Genomic DNA, 17045 nt, shown 5'->3' with positions numbered 1-17045 from the left:
GCTCCGGTCATATACTCCCCCTGTTGTCGATTGCCGGCGGCTCGACGGAATCCAGCGTCCGGACCCGTAAAATCCGGCATAACGCCTGAATCGCCCCGGTGTGGACCAGCGTTACAAGCGCGAGTTTCGTATTGACCGTTATGGAAGGTTTTCGGAGCATGGTGCCCGAAAGTTGGACCCGGGCCGCTGTGAAGGGTGGGAGCCGCCGATCCGAGTAGCGGCCGCAGTGGCAGGTCTCGGCTCCCCCAGGCGGTGGGCCCGCTGTGGCCGCAGGCAGCCGATCGTTCCGGCGAGCTAGCCCGTCACCTTGGGATCACCGCGTGAACTTGATGGTGTAGCCGGACAGACCATTGATCTTCACGCGGTATTCGATGCCCTCAAGCGTTGCCATGTTCCAGCCTTCCTTGATGCTCAGCGTCTCGCCCATAGGCAACCGCATGACTTCACTGATCGCGAACGCGTCGACGTCGCCGTCGCTTACTTCCCGGACGTCGTATTCGCCCTGTTCGGCGTTGGTGGCCTGGGTGTGGATCATGCTCACTGCTAGATCCGGCGATGTGTTCTTGACGGTGATCGGGAAATAGACGCTCACGGGCTGCGGAGGCAAATCATACGCGATGATCGCGTTCTCACTCAGCGTGAACTCGACCGGTGCGCCCACGGTGATCTCCAGCTTCACCTCGCCCGACCGCACCTTCTTGCTGTAGATCGCGGTCTGGCCGAACTTACGTGGATCGCTGAACAATCCCGTCGTATCACAGATCATCGGGTCAACCGACGAGGAGGGATCCGCTTCCGGTTCCGGAGCAGGCTGTGGGGTGGACTGCTCGACGTTCGAGGCTGCCACGGCATCGGTCGTAGAGGCGTCGCTGTCGCCTTCCACTAGCGCCCCGACGGTCATAATGCCCACCAGGATGACACCGACACCACCGAGTGCGGCCCACAATCGCCAGGGGGGCTTCGGCTTTGGTCGACGGAAAGTCATGGTGGTTCGCAGGCCGCCCTTCTCTTGGGTGACCAGCTCCCAGCCTTCTTGCTGCATGCTTGTAATCTTTTTCGACTCGGTGCCCCGGATCGCTTTGATCTCAGTGACTTCGTGCCGTGTGTCCTCGCCAATCATGTCTCTTCCCGTCCTTCGGTAGCGGTGTGGTGGTGAACCCGTATCCAAGGACGGGAGAGGTGCAGTGTGCAGTGTGCACTATGCGGTTGGCATCCACGGATGCCATCCAAGAAACGTTGGGGTGAGCTCGCCGGGAGTGTCGGGCATCGCGTCGTAACCGCCACTCCCGGCGAGAGATCCGAGGTTGTAACGGTGGCCGGCCGGGCGGCTATAGAGGTTTGTGCATCAGCTCACGTTGTGCACGCTGCAGCCTCAAACGAGGCTCAGGACTTTTAGGGGGACAAATGAGTGAAGACCTTCTCGGCATGCTTGTCGTGTCCATCTTCGTCGCTGTCGTGTGCGGCCTTATCGCCAGCGGGATCGCGAGCAGCAAAAACCGGAGCGGTGGGGGCTTCTTCCTCCTTGGTGTGCTCGGACCGATTGCGATCATCGCGGCCGTACTGGCCGCGAAAGGCGAGCCGCCCGCCCCGGCCGGAATGAAGGCGGCGACGTGTCCGCGCTGCAACGCCCTCCAGAACGTCGATCCGAGCCAGGAACAGTACGAGTGCTGGCAGTGCAAGCTGGCCGTACCGAACGTGGCTGCCTGACTACCGTTCGTCGGACCTGACTACGTCAGGTGTCGGGTCCGGCCGTCATCCTTTAGTGATGACCGGGGAGGTCGATGTCGGTCGGGGACTTGTCGTCGCGCAAGCCTTTCCACGCAGGATGCCGAAGACTCCCGCCGACATACTCACGGAACTTCACGTCACCGACCAGTTCGGGTTCTACCCAGTGAGCGCCCTTCGTGTCCCGAGCCGGCGGCGGCGCAGCGAGCGGACTCGTCGCCCGCTCCAACTGAGTGAGTTGCTCCCGCAGCGCCCGTCGGCCGGCACCGGTGAACCCGGTACCCACATGCCCGATGTAGACCAGCCGCCCCTCATCGTCGTACGCGCCGAGCAACAGGGATCCGACGCCACCGCGAGCGCTACCGGCTCCGTCGACCCAACCGACGATGACGGCTTCGGTATTGGCGCGAAACGGGTGCTTGACCCAGTTGGGAGACCGCCGACCCGGCCGGTAGGTGGAGTCGACGCGCTTGGCAACCACACCCTCGAGGTGGTGCTCACGCGCCAGGTCGAGCATGCGGCCGCCGTCGACGCCGGTCCAGAACGGCGGTACCTGCACCCGCGGTCCGGTAAAGTCCAACGACTCGAGCTGTTCCCGCCGCTCGAGATACGGCAGGCCGGTCGTCGACCGACCGTCGAGCGCGAGAACGTCGAACAGGTAGAAGGTGACCGGTGTGCCGCTCTGCAGCGAGGCGGTAGGCCGCAGTACGTGCATCCGGCGCTGGAGTCGGCCGAAAGAGGGCCAGCCGTGCTTGTCGAGAGCGACGATCTCCCCGTCGAGGATCGCCTCACGGCCGTCGAGGACCTCGACGAGCGGGTCGGCCAATTCCGGGAAGGTGGCCGTGATGTCGTTGCCGTTTCGGCTGAACATCCGAACCGAACCAGCCTCGACCTGGGCAATTGCCCGTTGTCCGTCCCACTTCATCTCCCACGCCCAGCCCGCGCCCTCCGGCAGTTGGCCGAGTGTGGCCAACATCGGAGAGGGCACCGTCGACGACGGGGACATTCTTTGAGTGTGCGGAAGCCCGCTGGTGGCCGAGGGGAAACGAAGGACGCGGGCGACGACGGGACGCGGTCGTGTCGGTGGCAAGCCGGCGCGCAGCGGCGGCGCGGCAGCACCAGCCTTTGGGGGAGAATCGACTCGCCGGGTCCGGCTGTCTGCATTGCCAGCCCGGTAATTGCGGTACGTGCATATAGATTCTGCCTGTGTCACACCCGAATTCGCCTGTTCCCCCGCCCGGAAACAAAGTGCCCATGACGCGAGCGGAGCGGGTGTCGCCAATGAGTTTGGTCTTCTACGGGGTCAGCACCTTAATCCTCGTCGCCGCCGTCACCTGGATTCTCGCCGAACTAGCCACCCCAGACGGGGTCAGTGTGGCGACTGCCGATCTGAGTGGCCTGGGACGGACTGTAGGGCTGATCGCCGCAGCCGCGGTTGGAGTTCCCGCAGCAGTGCTCGCCTATCACCGGCAACGAGCACTCGACACCGCGAACCAGACAGCTGCCAGTCAGCACGAACACAAGGTCCAGGCCGACAACCGCGAGCATCACAGTGGTAGGGAGCGGCACCTACGCGAGCGGTACACCACCTGCGCCGAGCAACTCGGTCATGACAATTCCGCGATTCGTCTCGCCGGCGTCTATGCGCTTGCCTCACTGGCTGACGATTGGCATGAGTTCGGCAACGACTCCGAACGACAGGTCTGTGTCGACCTCCTGTGCGCCTATCTCCGTAGCCGCCCCCAGTCGCCCCCAGGCGATGGTCCCCAGGAGGTTGACGCCGACGAGGCCAGGCCCAGCCGCGAAGAGCAGCAGGCGCGGACGGCAATTATCCGGATCATCCAGTTGCGTACAGAGGACGGGCTTTGGACGAACTGCCATTTTGATTTGGTCGAAGCGAACCTGTCCGGCGCAGTCCTGTCCGGCGCAGTCCTGTCCGGCGCGAACCTGACCGGCGCGAACCTGACGGGCGCCAAGCTGATCGGCGCGAACCTGCTCGGCGCGAACCTGCTCGGCGCGAACCTGCTCGGCGCGAACCTGACGGGCGCCAAGCTGATCGGCGCGAACCTGACCGGCGCAAGGCTGATCGAAGCGAACCTGACCCGCGCGAACCTGCGCAGCGTGGACCTGACCTACGCGAACCTGACCCGCGCGAACGTGACCCGCGCGAACCTGGCCTACGCGAACGTGACCCGCGCGAACCTGACCAGCGTGAACGTGACCCCTGCGCAGGTGACCCACATCTTCTACACAGAGCCTCCAAGGCACTGGACTGCCGCCATACCGCTTCCGCCGAGTAGCAAAACCGACCTCGACGCAATCCGCTTGCCCGCGACAACGCGGAAGAACGCCGCATTACCCGATTTCTGAGCGTCGCCTCTCCAGAGTTGAGAGCAGCACGAACTTCGTTCGCATCAGGCTCGACGCCGCGTTGGTGTCACCCGCAACGAGGAATGCGCGCTCACGCCGATGCAGCGCCGCGATCGCCGTCTCGAATTCGTCGTCCGTCATTGCGGTGGCCGCGTGTGAGAGACCTTGCTCAACTTCGTGCATGAGCAGACCGTATCGACTCGCCTGGGAACCTTGAGCGTAGGCATCTCAGTCACCCTCTGAGGGCCACCTCCGGTGTCCACCGAGTCGAGCTTCGCTGCGCTCCGCCCTGCAAATGACTCTCTCTTTTCCCTTCTGGCCTTCCGATCATGACCGGTCGGCCGCTGCGCACAACCCCTGGGCGCTTCGCGGCCTGACGGCCCGAAAACTTTCTCCCCCGCTTCGCTCCTCCGAAACTTTTCGTCCCAGGGGTTGCGCTCCGCGTCCTTAAGCCGGTCGTTCTCTCCATGCCAAAAGGCAAAAAGAACAGGCGGGCCGAGCAGGTCCGCCGCGACCTCGAGGAGTGGTCTTGTCCGACCGCATTCAGATCAAGAGCATTGGCGAACTCAGCGGCGCCGCGACTCGTCCGCACCGGAGCCCCGACGCTCGTTCCCGAGCCCGCCGACGTCCACGCGCTCGCCGAGGCGATCAACGGAGCCGACAAGATCGCGATCTTCGCGGGCGACGGGGTCAGGGGTGCGCGGGAGGAACTGCTGGCCCTTGCCGACACGGTGGCAGCGCCCGTGGGGCACAGCCTCCGCGGCAAGGAATGGATCCAGTACCAGAACCCGTTCGACGTGGGAATGACCGGCCTGCTCGGATACGGCGCCGCCCACGACGGGATGCACGGCGCGGACCTGCTCCTCCTGATCGGCACGGACTTCCCGTACGACCAGTTCCTGCCGGACGTCCGCACCGCGCAGATCGACGTCGACGCCGCGCGACTCGGCCGGCGCACCGAACTCGCCCTCGCCGTGCACGGAGACGCCGCCGCGACCTTGCGTGCCCTGCAACCGCTGATCCGGCGCAAGACCGACCGCAGTTTTCTGGAACACACACTCGAGCGGCACCGGAATCTGATGCAGAAGGTCGTCGGGGCGTACACCACCCCGGTCGGACAGCGGAAACCGATCCACCCCGAATTCGTCGCATCGATTCTCGACGATGTCGCCGCCGATGATGCGGTGTTCACGGCCGACACCGGAATGTGCAACGTGTGGTCCGCCCGCTACCTCAATCCGAACGGGCGGCGACGGTTCCTGACTTCGGCGCTGCACGGATCGATGGCCAACGCACTGCCGCATGCGATCGGCGCGCAGACCGCTGCGCCGGACCGCCAGGTCGTGTCCGTCAGCGGCGACGGCGGACTGGCGATGCTCCTCGGGGAACTCGTCACTGTCGTCATGCACCGGTTGCCCATCAAGATCGTACTGTTCGACAACTCGACGCTCGGCATGGTCAAACTCGAGATGCTGGTCGACGGCCTCGCCGACTTCGGTGTCGACGTCCCGTCCGTGGACTATTCGCGGGTGGCCGATGCGCTCGGCATCTACGCACGTCGCGTCGAGGACCCCGCGGACGTCGAGCACGCACTGCGGGACGCGTTCTCCCGGCCGGGACCGGCACTGATCGACGTGGTCACCGATCCGCGTGCCCTGTCGTTACCGCCGGCGATCACGGGCGAACAGGTCAAAGGCTTCGCCCTGGCCATGTCGAAGGTCGTGATGAACGGCGGGGTGGGCGAGGCCGTGCAGATGGCGAAATCGAACCTTCGCAACGTGCCGAGACCGTCGCAGTTCGGCTCGTGAACTGGGTCGACCACCACCGTCGACGGCGTGGGCCGGGGTCCGCGTTGTGGGTGCCGAGTGGGAAGTGGCAGCATTGACCGGTGACCTCCACCGCGCGAACAGCTGAACCGACACACGAGACCACCGTGCCCAGCGCGGCTGACATCGATGCGGCAGCCGAGCGAATTTCTGCGGTGGTCTCCCCGACGCCCCTCGAACCGAGCCCACGGCTGTCCGCTCTGACCGGCGCGAACGTCTATCTCAAGCGTGAGGATCTCACGCGTGTGCGGTCGTTCAAGTTGCGCGGTGCCTACAACGCGATGGCCCAGCTCGACGCGAGCGAGCGTGCCGCCGGAGTGGTCGCCGCGAGCGCCGGCAATCACGCGCAGGGGGTCGCGTACGCCTGCCGTGCGATGGGAATCAGAGGGCGCATCTACGTGCCGACCCGCACACCCAAGCAGAAGCGCGACCGCATCCGTGTGCACGGTGGTGATTTCGTCGAGCTCATCGGTATCGGCGACACGTTCGACGCGGCCGCGGCCGCCGCTGCCGAGGACGTCGCGCGTACCGGTGCGACGCTGATCCCGCCGTTCGACGACGCGCGGACCGCCGCCGGCCAGGGCACCATCGCCCACGAGATCGTCCAGCAGTTGCACGGAGACCTGGATCTGCTGGTCGTGCCGGTCGGTGGTGGCGGGCTGATCGCCGGCCTCGCGTCGTACCTGTCCGAACGTTCGCCACACACGTCCATCGTCGGTGTCGAACCCGCCGGCGCTGCGTCGATGACCGCCGCGCTCGTCGCCGGTGGCCCGGTGACCTTGCCGGAAGTCGAACCGTTCGTCGACGGCGCCGCGGTCAAGCGGATCGGAGACCTGCCGTACGCGGTGGTCTCCCGTCTCGGCGCGGAGATCGTCACCCACTCGAATCTTCCACTCGTGGCCGCGTTGCGGCGTGACGGCCTCGGCAGTGCGCCGTTCGGCATGGCCCAGGTCGACGAGGGAGCGATCTGCACGGCGATGCTCGACCTCTACCAGAACGAAGGGATCATCGCCGAACCTGCCGGTGCGCTGTCGGTCGCTGCGCTCGAGTCCCTCGCGGTGCATCCGGATGCCAACGTCGTCTGCCTGGTGTCGGGCGGCAACAACGATGTTTCGCGTTACGGCGAGATCATCGAGCGCTCGCTCGTGCACCGCGGCCTGAAGCACTACTTTCTCGTCGACTTCCCGCAGGAGCCCGGCGCGCTGCGCAGGTTCCTCGACGAGGTGCTCGGCCCCGACGACGACATCACGTTGTTCGAGTACGTCAAGCGCAACAACCGCGAGACGGGTGCGGCGCTGGTCGGTATCGAACTCGGCGCGGCAGAGAACCTTTCGTCGTTGCTTCATCGGATGGACGTCTCGCCGGTGGAGGCGCAGCGGCTCGAGCCCGGGTCGCCCGCCTACCGGTACCTGACGTAGACCGGCGATCGTCGCCGTCCGGGCGGCACCTGGGCCTGTGTCCCGGTGCCGCCCGGACGGGGTTCGTCGCGGCGGCGCCTGTCAGTTCGCGGCGGAGGGAGCTTCCAGAACGACGAACGAATGTCCGGGTACCAGTACCGCCGACTCGGTGCGGTTGACCGTCGGTTCGTCCCACCACAGAATCGGGCGGCCACCGACCGGTACCGTCACCGGATCGGGACCGAGGTTGCACACCACCCTCGACGAACCGCGGTACACGGCGATCCAGCGTTCGTCCTCGTCATAGGTGACGTGCAGATGCTCGAGCCACGGATCGCTGACTTCCGCCCGGGAACGTCGCAGCGCGATGAGGTTGCGATAGCACTCGAGCAACCGTGCATGATCAGGTGCGGAGCGCTCTGTCCAGTCGAGTTTCGAACCCTCGAATGTCGCCGGGTCCTGCGGATCAGGCACGTCCTCGGTGTTCCATCCGTGCTCACCGAACTCCCTCCGCCTGCCCTCCACGACAGCCGCAGCGAGTTCCGGTTCGGGGTGCGAGGTGAAGTAGCGGAAAGGCGTACCGGCACCCCATTCTTCACCCATGAAGAGCATCGGCGTGTACGGAGACGTGAGCACGAGCGCGGCGCGAACGGCGAGTTGCCCGTCGTCGAGATAGGCACCCGGCCGGTCGCCGAGAGCCCGGTTGCCGATCTGGTCGTGCGTGCACGTGTAGGCGATCAGCGAACTTGCGGGCGTCCGGCGGATGTCGAGGGGACGGCCGTGGATGCGCCCTCGGAACGTCGAATACGTTCCGGCGTGGAAGAACCCGTGGCCCAGGGTCTGGGCAAGACTCTCGAGAGAGCCGAAATCTCCGTAGTAGCCCTGACGTTCACCCGACACGGCGGTGTGGATCGCGTGGTGGATGTCGTCGGCCCATTGCGCCTGCAGGCCGTAGCCGCCGCCGGAACGTGGGGTGATCATGCGGGGATCGTTGAGATCGCTTTCGGCGATGAGACTCAGCGGTCGTCCGAGATGTGCGGAAAGACTGAATGTTTCGACCGCGAGTTCCTCGAGGAGATGGGTCGCGGTGTGGTCGAGCAGAGCGTGGACGGCGTCGAGTCGCAGAGCGTCGATGTGGAATTCGCGGAACCAGCGAAGTGCGTTCTCGAGAACGTACCGGCGGACCTCACCGGACTCCTCGCCGTCGAGATTGATGGCATCACCCCAGATGCCCGGTGCCGGAGCGACATACGGTCCGAACCTGCCGAGGTAGTTTCCCGACGGACCGAGGTGGTTGTAGACCACGTCCAGCGCGACCGCGATTCCCCGTGCGTGTGCTGCGTCGACGAAGCGCTGCAATGCGGCGGGGCCGCCGTAGGGTTCGTGTACCGCGTACCAGAGCACCCCGTCGTACCCCCAGCCGTGAGCGCCGTTGAAGGCGTTGACCGGCATCAGTTCGACGAACCCCACACCGAGGTCGGCGAGTTCGTCGAGTCTGCCGATCGCGGCGTCGAGCGTGCCTTCCTCGGTGAACGTTCCGATGTGGAGTTCGTAGATGACGCTGCCCGGCAGTTGCCGGCCTGTCCACAGCTGATCGGTCCACTCGTCGGGGTCGGCCGTGTAGAGCTGCGAGAGACCGTGGACTCCGTCGGGCTGGCTTGGTGAGCGCGGGTCGGGGAGCACCGTGTCGGTGTCGTTGTCGAGGACGAAGCCGTATCGGGCGTCGGGTGGGACGTCGACATCCGCGCGCCACCACCCCCGCCTGTCGCGCACCATGGGGTGAAGGGTGTCGTCGGCGTACAGCTGCACTGATGATGGGAGTGGGGCCCAGACCTCGAAGGTATGCACCACACCAGCATGCCGTGTGTTCACCTGTGGTGCAGCGTGTCACCCACGCAGCCACACCTTTTGGTACGTCGGTGCCGTACCGGGTGCTGCTAGGGTGTGCGTGATGTCCGAGCTTGTCCGAAGAACCTACAGTTCGCCGCTCAGAGAAGAAGCAGCGCGGCGGACCAGGGCCGCGATCCGCGGGGCAGCGTCGCGCCTGTTCGTTCGCGACGGATACGTCAGTACTACTGTGCGGCACATCGCCGAGGAGGCGGGTGTCGCGGTGCGAACGGTCTTCACCGCCTATCCCGGTGGGAAAGCGGACCTCTTCCGGGAAGCGCTCGACGAGGCCGTCGCGGGCCCCGGCGATTCACCGCCCGTTCCGGCTCGGCCCCTCGTACGCAGACCCGGTGACCGTCCGGCGACCGAGGCGGATCTCATCGTCGAGCAGGTCGTCGACTACGGCGCGGCGATGCTCGAACGCGCAGGCGGACTGCTCATGACCTCCGTCGAGTCGTCCGGTGCCGACCCGGACATGCGCAGGTTCGCGGAAGACGACGCCCGTGCGACCGCCGATAACGCACGCACCATCGCGGAGGGTCTGTACGAGGGAGGCTGGCTCCGCCCCGACGTGACCGCCGAGCACGCAGCCGATGTGCTGTTCACCCTCATTTCCCCGCAGGTGCACTCACTGTTGCGCCGCGACTGTGGGTGGGACGTCGCGCATTACCGCTCGTGGCTGTCGTCGACTCTCCGCGCGACACTTCTCCGCTGACCCGGCCTACCTCCCGCCGTCCGCGTCGAGGTAGAACCATTCTCCGTTCTCGCGCACGAACCGGCTGTGCTCGTGCATCGAGTCGGGCACGCCGCGATGCGACGAGTGCGCGCGGAACTCGACGGTGCCTTCCGTGTGGAGGAACCCGCCCCCGGTGGTGTGCAGGATTTCCAGACCGGTCCAGCGGGTGTCCGGATCCAGGTCGAGGGTCGCGGGCCGGGTGGACGGATGCCAGGTGCGGAGGAGGTAAGCGGCGTCGCCCACGGCGAATGCGGTGTACCGCGACCGCATCAACTGTTCCGCGGTCGGCGCACTACGTCCGGCGAGGAACACCCCACAGCATTCGCCCAGGGGGATGCCGCGCCCGCAGGGGCACGCGGTGTCGGCGGAATGCACGGACTTCTGACGGCGTCGGACCATCGCGCCATTGTCCCACTGCCGCAGATCCCGCACCGAGGGGCGTGTGGTGGTGCAGAATGCCGACCATGCACGCTCAGCGATACGTCGGGGTGGTCGGACCGGGTGACGCCACGCCCGAGCAGCGACGGGACGCCCGCACTCTGGGCGGACTGCTCGCGGGCCGTCGCGCGATCGTGGTGACCGGAGGGCTCGGCGGCATCATGGCCGCGGCTTCGCGGGGCGCGGTCGAAGCGGGTGGCACCACCGTCGGGCTTCTTCCGGGTGACGATCGCAACGACGGCAATCCGTATCTGACGGTGGCGATTCCCACCGGACTCGGCGAGATGCGCAATGCGCTGCTCGTCCGGAGTTGTGATGCTCTCGTCGCAGTGGGCGGCAGCTGGGGGACGATGAGCGAGATCGCGCTGGCGGTCCGGACAGGCGTACCCGTCTTCGCGGTGGGCGGCTGGAAGATGCCGGCCGGCGGCGTGCTCGACGTCGGGTCCCCGGCCGAGGCCGTCGAGTGCGTGCACGCGCTGCTGTGGCGTAAGGAGCCTCAGTAGCGCGCAGCACCGGCGATCCCGTGGGACGGCCGGTGCTGCAACGGATGCCGAGAGGAAGCGGTGCGGTAGTGCCCTTCCGGTGTGGACGTGGCACGCTGCGGGGCGTGCCACGTCCGCCGGTGGCTACGAGTTACGAGTTCGCGAGTTCGTAACGTCGCCGGTACTCGGTCTTGGACGTCTCGCTGATGTCGACGTCTGTGGCCCGGGCACGAAGCGCACCGACGGTCGCCTGCTCACGGGGAATGTGCGCGAACGGATCCCAGTCGAAGAATCGGGCGGCGTTACCGAAGGTGATCTTGTCGATCTCCTCGTCGGTGCATTCCGACGCGACCAGTTCTTCCATGAGCATCTCGGGGGAGTTCGGCCACGTCGAATCCGAATGCGGGTAGTCGCATTCCCACGCGATGGTGTCGATACCCAAGTGGTTGCGGTTGTTCAGGCCGCTCGGCTCGGTGATGTAACACGCCAGGAAGTTCTTGCGCCACACGTCCGTCGGAGTCATTCCCTTGGGCAGGAAGCTCACTCCCGTCCAGGACTGGTTGACGATGTGCCGCTCGAGCCGGTCGAGCCACGGAGCCACCCAGCCCACGCCGCCCTCGCTCATGGCGAATTTGAGGTCCGGGAATTTCTGGAAGACACCGCTGAGCATGACGTCGTTCGCCGCGATCGTGGAGATGAGCGGCGTCAGCACCATCATGTCGTCGATGTTGAAGCCTTCGGGCCGCTTGACCAGGCTGAAGCCGCCACCGATGTGCAGACTGAGCACGATGTTGTTGTCGACGCAGGCCTTGAAGATCGGGTCCCAGTAGCCGGACTTGAAGTCCGGGTAACCCTCGCCGACACCGTAGGGGGTTTCGGGGATGCTGATCGAGCGGCAGCCCATGGCGGCGAGCCGCTGGATCTCCTTGACGGATTCGTCGACGTCGAAGAAGGGGATGATCCCGAGCGGGATGAACCGTCCGGGGTGCGCGTTGGGTACTTCACCGACCACCCAGTCGTTGAACGCCTTGCACGCGGCGAGGGACAGCTTCTTGTCGGGAAGGCTGGCCAGGTGGGTGCCGGCGAAGCCGGGGAAGGTCGCGAACAGCGTTGCGGCGAGGGTGCCGTTGGCGTCCATGTCGCGGACGCGCATGTCCATGTCGTAGACGCCGGGCCGCATCTCGGCGTATCCGGTGGGGTCCATACCCCATTCGCTCTTGGGCCAGGAGACGACGGCGTTGAGGCCGGAGCTTCCCACGACCTTGTCCTGGAACAGCCAGGCCTGCACGTTGGGATTGCGCGGATGGGCGGTCAGGCGCGGTGCCTGGTCCATCAGGCTCTTGGGGAAATACTTTTCGAAGATGTCAGCTGGCTCCACGACGTGATCGTCGATGCTGATCATCACCATGTCATCAATGTTCATTTGGGTCCGTTCCTCTCCTGTCCTGCGCGGTGAGCGCTCGCAGCGATCCCGGTCACATAAGAGAATATCGCTTCCATGCACGAGAATCACGTTCCACACTACTGAATATGCTGCTTCTTGGGAATCCTCGGCCGCCCGAGGTCGGGTAGGTCGTCGTTCCGGTAGGGGAGGTGGGTTCGAGGGAATGTCCGGCGCCCGCTCGCCGCGCTGTCCCGTGCCGATGGGTTCCCCTTCGATCAATTCGCTGAAATGCCAGTTCATCGACAGTTTTCGGGGCGGAAGACGCCATGATCGACCTCGTGGTCCGGCACCGTCGATGAGGGATGGTCGGTTCCGGGGATGAGGAAGGACGTAGCGGTGGCGCAGAGCGGAGAGGTCCCCCTGCCGGTCGAGGGCAGCGATCCGGCGACGGCGGCCGAGCGGTGGGTCGAGACCGGAAAGCGGGGCAGAAGTGGGAACGTCTCGGACAGTATGCAGTTGCGGCGTGATCCGCTGATGGGCTCGTGGGCGGGGCTGCCGATATCGACGCGCGCGCCGATGATCGAGATCGGCGTCGAGACCGCCGTTGCGGTCGTCGCCGAAGAACGCCCCGATCTGGTATACCCGATCTGGTATGTGCGACCGCGGACATTCCGCGCGCGCGTCTGGCTGCGGAGCTGCGCGGGAGTGTGATCCCGAATCTGCCGGCGCCAGAAGCGTCGGACACTACTTCCCGGTCCTCGGATGGGACTTACACGCTCGACGGCGGTGCCTCGTTCACAAAATGCGGCCACGATGCTCGGGTAGCGATCGGCGCGATACTCGGGGCACGCGACAAGCCGATCCCGGACTGGATCGAGCGCGTCTACCGCCCCCACGTCCAGGCCGGTGCCACCCCATGACGGGGTTACCGACTACGCCCGGAACGACGAGTTGTAGCGCCAGGGAATCATCCACCGGCCGCGCAGCGATTTCCCGGCCGAGGTCGACCTCCTCGAATCACTCGGCCACCCTTGCGGGTGAACGGCGTGTCCGAGATCCGGGCGACGAGCCGGGTGTGACGAATTGCAGCCCGACGCCGAAGGGGTTGCAAAATAGGGACTTTCACCCTCTCGTGGGCGCGGGCACGGCAGTGCTTGCGTGGAACCGGATTGCACTGCGCCGCAGTATGATTCCCCCGCCAGATTCACTATCCCTTCGTCAAGAATGGCGTTCCGCAATACGGGAACGATAGTCTCCCGCTCGCGCGTCTGCAAGGATTTCCGGGAAACTCGTTCGATCTGCGTCGAATTGCTTGGTGCCGTTGACAAATGGGCGATCCTCCGTGACAGTGAGCGTCACATCGGGCGGTCCTGCTCCTCACTCGATGTGATGCGTCTGTTCGTCTCGGGCTCCGAGCGCCCGAATCGAGTTCTGTCGATCCGCTGCACTGCGCATGGGTGGATGTGTGCGCGGATGTTCGGTTCGCCCCCGTTTCGCACATCGAGAGGTCTACATGTCCAGATCACAGCGCTTCCTACCCGCGATAGCGGCGGCCTGCGCCGCCGCACTACTCCTGACCTCCTGTGGGAGCAGCGAATCCGGCAACGTCGCCTCCGCGGCAGGCGCCGACGCGGGCGACCCGGTGGCGGGCGGGGTCCTCCGCGCCATTCAGATGGGGGAACCGCGCAGCTTGGATCCGGCCGCGCTTTCCAATACGTGGGCGCATCAACCCGTACTCGGAAACGCCCTCTACGGAACGCTGATGATCAACAATCTCGACACTCTCGAAGTCGAGTACAAGATGGCCAGCGACTTCTCCACCACCGACGGGGGAGCGACCTTCGATCTCGTGCTGCGCCCCGGGCTGACGTTCACGGACGGCACTCCTCTCGACGCGGCAGCGGTGAAGTTCAACTGGGACAGACTCCGTGACCCGGCGCTGGGATCGACCGCGATCCGGCAGGCTGCACAGGTGGCCTCCTCCGAGGTCGTCGATCCGACGACGCTGAGGATCACTCTGGCGTCACCCAACCCGCACTTCCCGCAGGGCATGCTCACCACGTCGATGAACTGGATCGCCTCGCCCGCCGCGCTGCAGAAGGGGCCGGCCGAGTTCGATCGGACACCGGTCGGTGCGGGTCCGTTCACCCTGAAGAACTGGATGCGTGGGGACGCGGTCGAACTGGTGAAGAATCCGCAGTACTGGGATGCGCCGAAGCCGTACCTGGACGAACTCACCGTCCGTACCGTGGCCGACAACTCGCAGCGGTTCAACATGATGTCCTCCGGTGGCGCGGACCTGTCGCTGGAGGCGAGCTGGGGAACCCTGGCCAAGGCCGAAGCAGCCGGGATTCCCTCCGAGGTGGTACCGGCCGGCGGCGGACAGATCATGATCATGAATACGGCGAGAGCGCCCTTCGACGACGTGCGGGCCCGCCGCGCGGTGTCCTTGGCGACAGATCTCGACGCGCTGAACAGTGTCGTCTTCAACGGCGAGGGTGAAACTCCCGAGACGCTCTTCCCCGAGGGCTCGCCGTATTTCGCCGATATCCCGCTGTGGAAAGGCGACAAAGAGACCGCTCAGAAACTGTTCGACGAACTCGCGGCGGAGGGCAAGCCGGTCTCCTTCACCTTCATGTCGTACCCCACGCAGGAGACGAAGGCGGCCGCCGAGTCGCTGCAGGCGCAACTCGCCGCTTTTCAGAACGTGAACGTCGAGGTTCAGGTGGTGGACTACGCCGCAGCCACGGCCCGCGTCGGTGCTCGCGACTTCGACATGGTGATCTCCTCCGCGATCACACAGGATCCGGACTACGCGTTGTGGACCGCCTTCCACGGTGACTCGCCGGGCAACTTCTCGGGCCTCGACGACGCGGAGCTCAACGATGCCCTCGATGCCGGTCGTATCGCCCAGACGGTCGAAGAGCGCAAAGCGGCGTACGAAACCGCGCAGAACCGGCTCGTCGATCTGGTGCCCGGCGTCTGGTACACCAAGGCCGCTCCCTCGGTGATGTACGGCGAGAACGTACACGGCGTCCGGATGTTCACGCTCGGCTCGCCGATGCCCGAAGAAATGTGGATGACGAACTGATCCGGTTCGGCGACAGGAGAGTGTGATCATGGAATTGGCTTCGGCGCGACATGCATTCGTCACCGGCGGTGCCGGCGGGATCGGCCTCGGGATCGCCGATGCGCTGGCGGAGCACGGCATCCGCGTGACGATCGCGGACATCGACCGCGAGGCGGTCGACACGGTGGTGGCGCAGCGGCCGGACGACGTCCGCGGAGTCGGGCTGGATGTGCGCGATCGTGACTCCTGGGCGCGAGCCGCAGATGAGGCCGAATCGGCGTTCGGGCCGGTCGACATCCTGATCAACAATGCCGGAATCGGATTCAACGGCCGCGATGTCGTGGATACGGACGCGGAAGTCTTCGATCTGCTCGTCGCCATCGATCTCGCGGGGGTCTTCCACGGGGTGTCCACGTTCGGCGCCCGGATGCGGGATGCGGGACGCGGACACATCGTCAATACGGCGTCGATCATGGGGTTGACGGCGGGCGCTCCGGGCCGGGGAGCGTACAGCGCGGTCAAGAGTGCGGTGGTCGCTCTCTCGGAGGCGCTTCGCATCGAGATGGCGCCCCACGGCGTGGGTGTGTCGGTGTTGTGCCCGGGGCTCGTGAGATCCAACCTCGACGCGAACACCCTTCGGCTGGGAGGCCACGTCGAAGATTCTCGGCACATCAAGGGGGCGGGCGATGTCGGGATGACCCCGGCAGAGGCAGGTGCCTGCGTGGTGCGCGGGATCGCTCAGGACCTGCCCTACATCCTCACGCACCTGGAGTATCTCGGCCACATCGAGAAACGGATGGAAGCCATCCGGTCGGCGGCCGGTGCGAGCGCCGGCGCCGGCCGGGCGAGCTGACAGGAAAGGATCGCGTCCGGCTCCTGAGCGGGAGCAGTCCGAAAAGGCAAGTGTTTTTGACAAAAAATGACAAGCAGGCTTTACTTTTCCTATGCCGGACACGCCGAGAGGCAACAGGGTTCGCGAGTTGCGCAAGCAGTCGCGCCTGACGCAGGCAGAACTCGGTGCGGCCGTCGGAGTCAGCCGTCAAAGCATCGTCTCGACCGAGAAGGGCGATTACGCGCCGAGCGTCTACCTGGCTCTGCGACTCGCCCGGACTCTCGGCACCAATGTCGAAGAACTGTTCCCGCTCACCCCGGAGGGGCTCCCGTGACCGCATTTCTCAAGGCTGCTCGCGTCGTCGCCGACCTGGACGACGACTTCTACCACGACGAACGGCAGCGCGACGTCTGGAACGAGGCCTCCGCGGTGGGGTTCCAGCTGTTCCAATGGTGTGCCCTCGTGGTCGGCGCGGTCTTGCCTTGGGTCGCCGGGCGGGGCGGTGCCTACGTCGCGATCGGTGTTCTCGCCACGTGGTTCATCCTCTCGATGGTGACCATCGCCTATGCCCGCGCTCGCGATGTCGACGTCTACGCCACCGTGAAGGCGCTGCGCCCGCGAATGATCTTCGCGTTCGTGCTCTACCTCGCGGGTATTGCCGGCATCTACGTGGAACTCGCGAACCCCGTCGACTACGACGGTGCGACCTGGGCGGGCGTGGCCGTGGGGGCGTTCGTCGGTGCCGGCGCGGTGGCGGCCGCATTCGTGTGGGTCCGCCGCCGCGACCGGCGCCGCGAGTCCGAGCAAGCAGCGCGGGACGAAACCGAGATGTGAGTACAGCGCCCGCAAGTTTCGGGTTAGGTTTTGCCCGCTGTGCGGGCAATTATCCACCAAGGGC

16 protein-coding genes and 1 pseudogene are annotated in these 17045 nt (G+C 65.7%); 11 read left to right on the top strand and 6 right to left on the bottom strand.

Annotation, left to right across the window (positions count from 1 at the left end):
- Positions 1-313: 313 nt before the first annotated feature.
- Positions 314-1120: a hypothetical protein gene (locus tag RDCOP1_RS05305; protein WP_072699077.1), complete on the bottom strand. Its 807-nt coding sequence runs from the start codon at positions 1118-1120 to the stop codon at positions 314-316.
- Between the two features lie 284 nt (positions 1121-1404).
- On the opposite strand from RDCOP1_RS05305, the gene RDCOP1_RS05300 reads away from it, so the two are divergent.
- Entirely contained in the window at positions 1405-1707 is a 303-nt protein-coding gene (locus RDCOP1_RS05300; protein WP_072699076.1) for a hypothetical protein, read from the top strand.
- Between the two features lie 52 nt (positions 1708-1759).
- Here RDCOP1_RS05300 and ligD read toward each other — a convergent pair whose 3' ends face one another.
- The gene (gene ligD / locus RDCOP1_RS05295) at positions 1760-2701 is read right to left on the bottom strand and encodes a non-homologous end-joining DNA ligase (RefSeq protein ID WP_371836802.1); all 942 of its coding nucleotides are present in this window, start codon (positions 2699-2701) and stop codon (positions 1760-1762) included.
- Between the two features lie 305 nt (positions 2702-3006).
- On the opposite strand from ligD, the gene RDCOP1_RS05290 reads away from it, so the two are divergent.
- Positions 3007-4095, top strand: coding sequence for a pentapeptide repeat-containing protein (locus RDCOP1_RS05290; protein ID WP_111731557.1), 1089 nt, complete (start codon positions 3007-3009; stop codon positions 4093-4095).
- On the opposite strand, the gene RDCOP1_RS21255 is transcribed toward RDCOP1_RS05290, so the two are convergent.
- Positions 4081-4278: a hypothetical protein gene (locus tag RDCOP1_RS21255; RefSeq protein ID WP_143152179.1), complete on the bottom strand. Its 198-nt coding sequence runs from the start codon at positions 4276-4278 to the stop codon at positions 4081-4083. The two genes, RDCOP1_RS05290 and RDCOP1_RS21255, sit on opposite strands and share 15 nt — an antisense overlap.
- A 389-nt stretch (positions 4279-4667) precedes the next feature.
- On the opposite strand from RDCOP1_RS21255, the pseudogene RDCOP1_RS05285 reads away from it, so the two are divergent.
- Together RDCOP1_RS05285 and ilvA are read left to right on the top strand one after the other, a co-directional pair.
- Positions 4668-5903: pseudogene (locus tag RDCOP1_RS05285) on the top strand (thiamine pyrophosphate-dependent enzyme); the annotation flags it as partial.
- Between the two features lie 125 nt (positions 5904-6028).
- On the top strand, positions 6029-7339 hold the full coding sequence (ilvA, locus tag RDCOP1_RS05280; protein WP_231922926.1) for a threonine ammonia-lyase IlvA: 1311 nt from the start codon (positions 6029-6031) through the stop codon (positions 7337-7339).
- Positions 7340-7420: 81 nt separating this feature from the next.
- Here ilvA and treZ read toward each other — a convergent pair whose 3' ends face one another.
- Entirely contained in the window at positions 7421-9166 is a 1746-nt protein-coding gene (treZ, locus tag RDCOP1_RS05275; RefSeq protein ID WP_072699177.1) for a malto-oligosyltrehalose trehalohydrolase, read from the bottom strand.
- 103 nt (positions 9167-9269) lie between these two features.
- On the opposite strand from treZ, the gene RDCOP1_RS05270 reads away from it, so the two are divergent.
- On the top strand, positions 9270-9920 hold the full coding sequence (locus RDCOP1_RS05270) for a TetR/AcrR family transcriptional regulator (RefSeq protein WP_072699072.1): 651 nt from the start codon (positions 9270-9272) through the stop codon (positions 9918-9920).
- A 6-nt stretch (positions 9921-9926) separates the two neighbouring features.
- Here the strand turns inward: RDCOP1_RS05270 and RDCOP1_RS05265 are convergent, their stop codons facing one another.
- On the bottom strand, positions 9927-10340 hold the full coding sequence (locus tag RDCOP1_RS05265) for a YchJ family protein (protein ID WP_072699071.1): 414 nt from the start codon (positions 10338-10340) through the stop codon (positions 9927-9929).
- Between the two features lie 56 nt (positions 10341-10396).
- On the opposite strand from RDCOP1_RS05265, the gene RDCOP1_RS05260 reads away from it, so the two are divergent.
- Positions 10397-10882, top strand: coding sequence for a TIGR00725 family protein (locus RDCOP1_RS05260; RefSeq protein ID WP_072699070.1), 486 nt, complete (start codon positions 10397-10399; stop codon positions 10880-10882).
- Between the two features lie 130 nt (positions 10883-11012).
- Here RDCOP1_RS05260 and RDCOP1_RS05255 read toward each other — a convergent pair whose 3' ends face one another.
- Positions 11013-12284, bottom strand: coding sequence for an amidohydrolase family protein (locus RDCOP1_RS05255; RefSeq protein WP_072699069.1), 1272 nt, complete (start codon positions 12282-12284; stop codon positions 11013-11015).
- 357 nt (positions 12285-12641) lie between these two features.
- Between RDCOP1_RS05255 and RDCOP1_RS05250 the strand changes: the two genes are divergently transcribed.
- From RDCOP1_RS05250 to RDCOP1_RS05230, 5 genes are all read left to right on the top strand, one after another.
- The gene (locus RDCOP1_RS05250) at positions 12642-12956 is read left to right on the top strand and encodes a hypothetical protein (protein ID WP_111731558.1); all 315 of its coding nucleotides are present in this window, start codon (positions 12642-12644) and stop codon (positions 12954-12956) included.
- A gap of 802 nt (positions 12957-13758) precedes the next feature.
- Entirely contained in the window at positions 13759-15336 is a 1578-nt protein-coding gene (locus tag RDCOP1_RS05245; RefSeq protein WP_072699067.1) for an ABC transporter substrate-binding protein, read from the top strand.
- 28 nt (positions 15337-15364) lie between these two features.
- Positions 15365-16168, top strand: coding sequence for an SDR family oxidoreductase (locus tag RDCOP1_RS05240; RefSeq protein WP_072699176.1), 804 nt, complete (start codon positions 15365-15367; stop codon positions 16166-16168).
- 91 nt (positions 16169-16259) lie between these two features.
- Entirely contained in the window at positions 16260-16481 is a 222-nt protein-coding gene (locus RDCOP1_RS05235; protein WP_072699066.1) for a helix-turn-helix transcriptional regulator, read from the top strand.
- A complete protein-coding gene (locus RDCOP1_RS05230) occupies positions 16478-16981 on the top strand; it encodes a DUF2029 domain-containing protein (protein ID WP_072699065.1) in 504 nt (167 codons plus the stop codon). The genes RDCOP1_RS05235 and RDCOP1_RS05230 overlap by 4 nt, the downstream gene beginning before the upstream one ends.
- The last annotated feature ends 64 nt before the right edge of the window (positions 16982-17045 follow it).

Source organism: Rhodococcus coprophilus NBRC 100603 (genome assembly GCF_001895045.1).
Lineage (GTDB): Bacteria > Actinomycetota > Actinomycetes > Mycobacteriales > Mycobacteriaceae > Rhodococcus > Rhodococcus coprophilus.
This window is presented reverse-complemented; position numbering and strand designations above follow the sequence as displayed.

Bases quoted from the DNA above. Each gene is read 5' to 3' on its own strand.
- RDCOP1_RS05305 (WP_072699077.1), bottom strand. From the start codon at position 1,120: ATGATTGGCGAGGACACACGGCACGAAGTCACTGAGATCAAAGCGATC.
- RDCOP1_RS05300 (WP_072699076.1), top strand. From the start codon at position 1,405: ATGAGTGAAGACCTTCTCGGCATGCTTGTCGTGTCCATCTTCGTCGCT.
- ligD (WP_371836802.1), bottom strand. From the start codon at position 2,701: ATGTTGGCCACACTCGGCCAACTGCCGGAGGGCGCGGGCTGGGCGTGG.
- RDCOP1_RS05290 (WP_111731557.1), top strand. From the start codon at position 3,007: ATGAGTTTGGTCTTCTACGGGGTCAGCACCTTAATCCTCGTCGCCGCC.
- RDCOP1_RS21255 (WP_143152179.1), bottom strand. From the start codon at position 4,278: ATGCACGAAGTTGAGCAAGGTCTCTCACACGCGGCCACCGCAATGACG.
- RDCOP1_RS05270 (WP_072699072.1), top strand. From the start codon at position 9,270: ATGTCCGAGCTTGTCCGAAGAACCTACAGTTCGCCGCTCAGAGAAGAA.
- RDCOP1_RS05265 (WP_072699071.1), bottom strand. From the start codon at position 10,340: ATGGTCCGACGCCGTCAGAAGTCCGTGCATTCCGCCGACACCGCGTGC.
- RDCOP1_RS05260 (WP_072699070.1), top strand. From the start codon at position 10,397: ATGCCGACCATGCACGCTCAGCGATACGTCGGGGTGGTCGGACCGGGT.
- RDCOP1_RS05255 (WP_072699069.1), bottom strand. From the start codon at position 12,284: ATGAACATTGATGACATGGTGATGATCAGCATCGACGATCACGTCGTG.
- RDCOP1_RS05245 (WP_072699067.1), top strand. From the start codon at position 13,759: ATGTCCAGATCACAGCGCTTCCTACCCGCGATAGCGGCGGCCTGCGCC.
- RDCOP1_RS05240 (WP_072699176.1), top strand. From the start codon at position 15,365: ATGGAATTGGCTTCGGCGCGACATGCATTCGTCACCGGCGGTGCCGGC.
- RDCOP1_RS05235 (WP_072699066.1), top strand. From the start codon at position 16,260: ATGCCGGACACGCCGAGAGGCAACAGGGTTCGCGAGTTGCGCAAGCAG.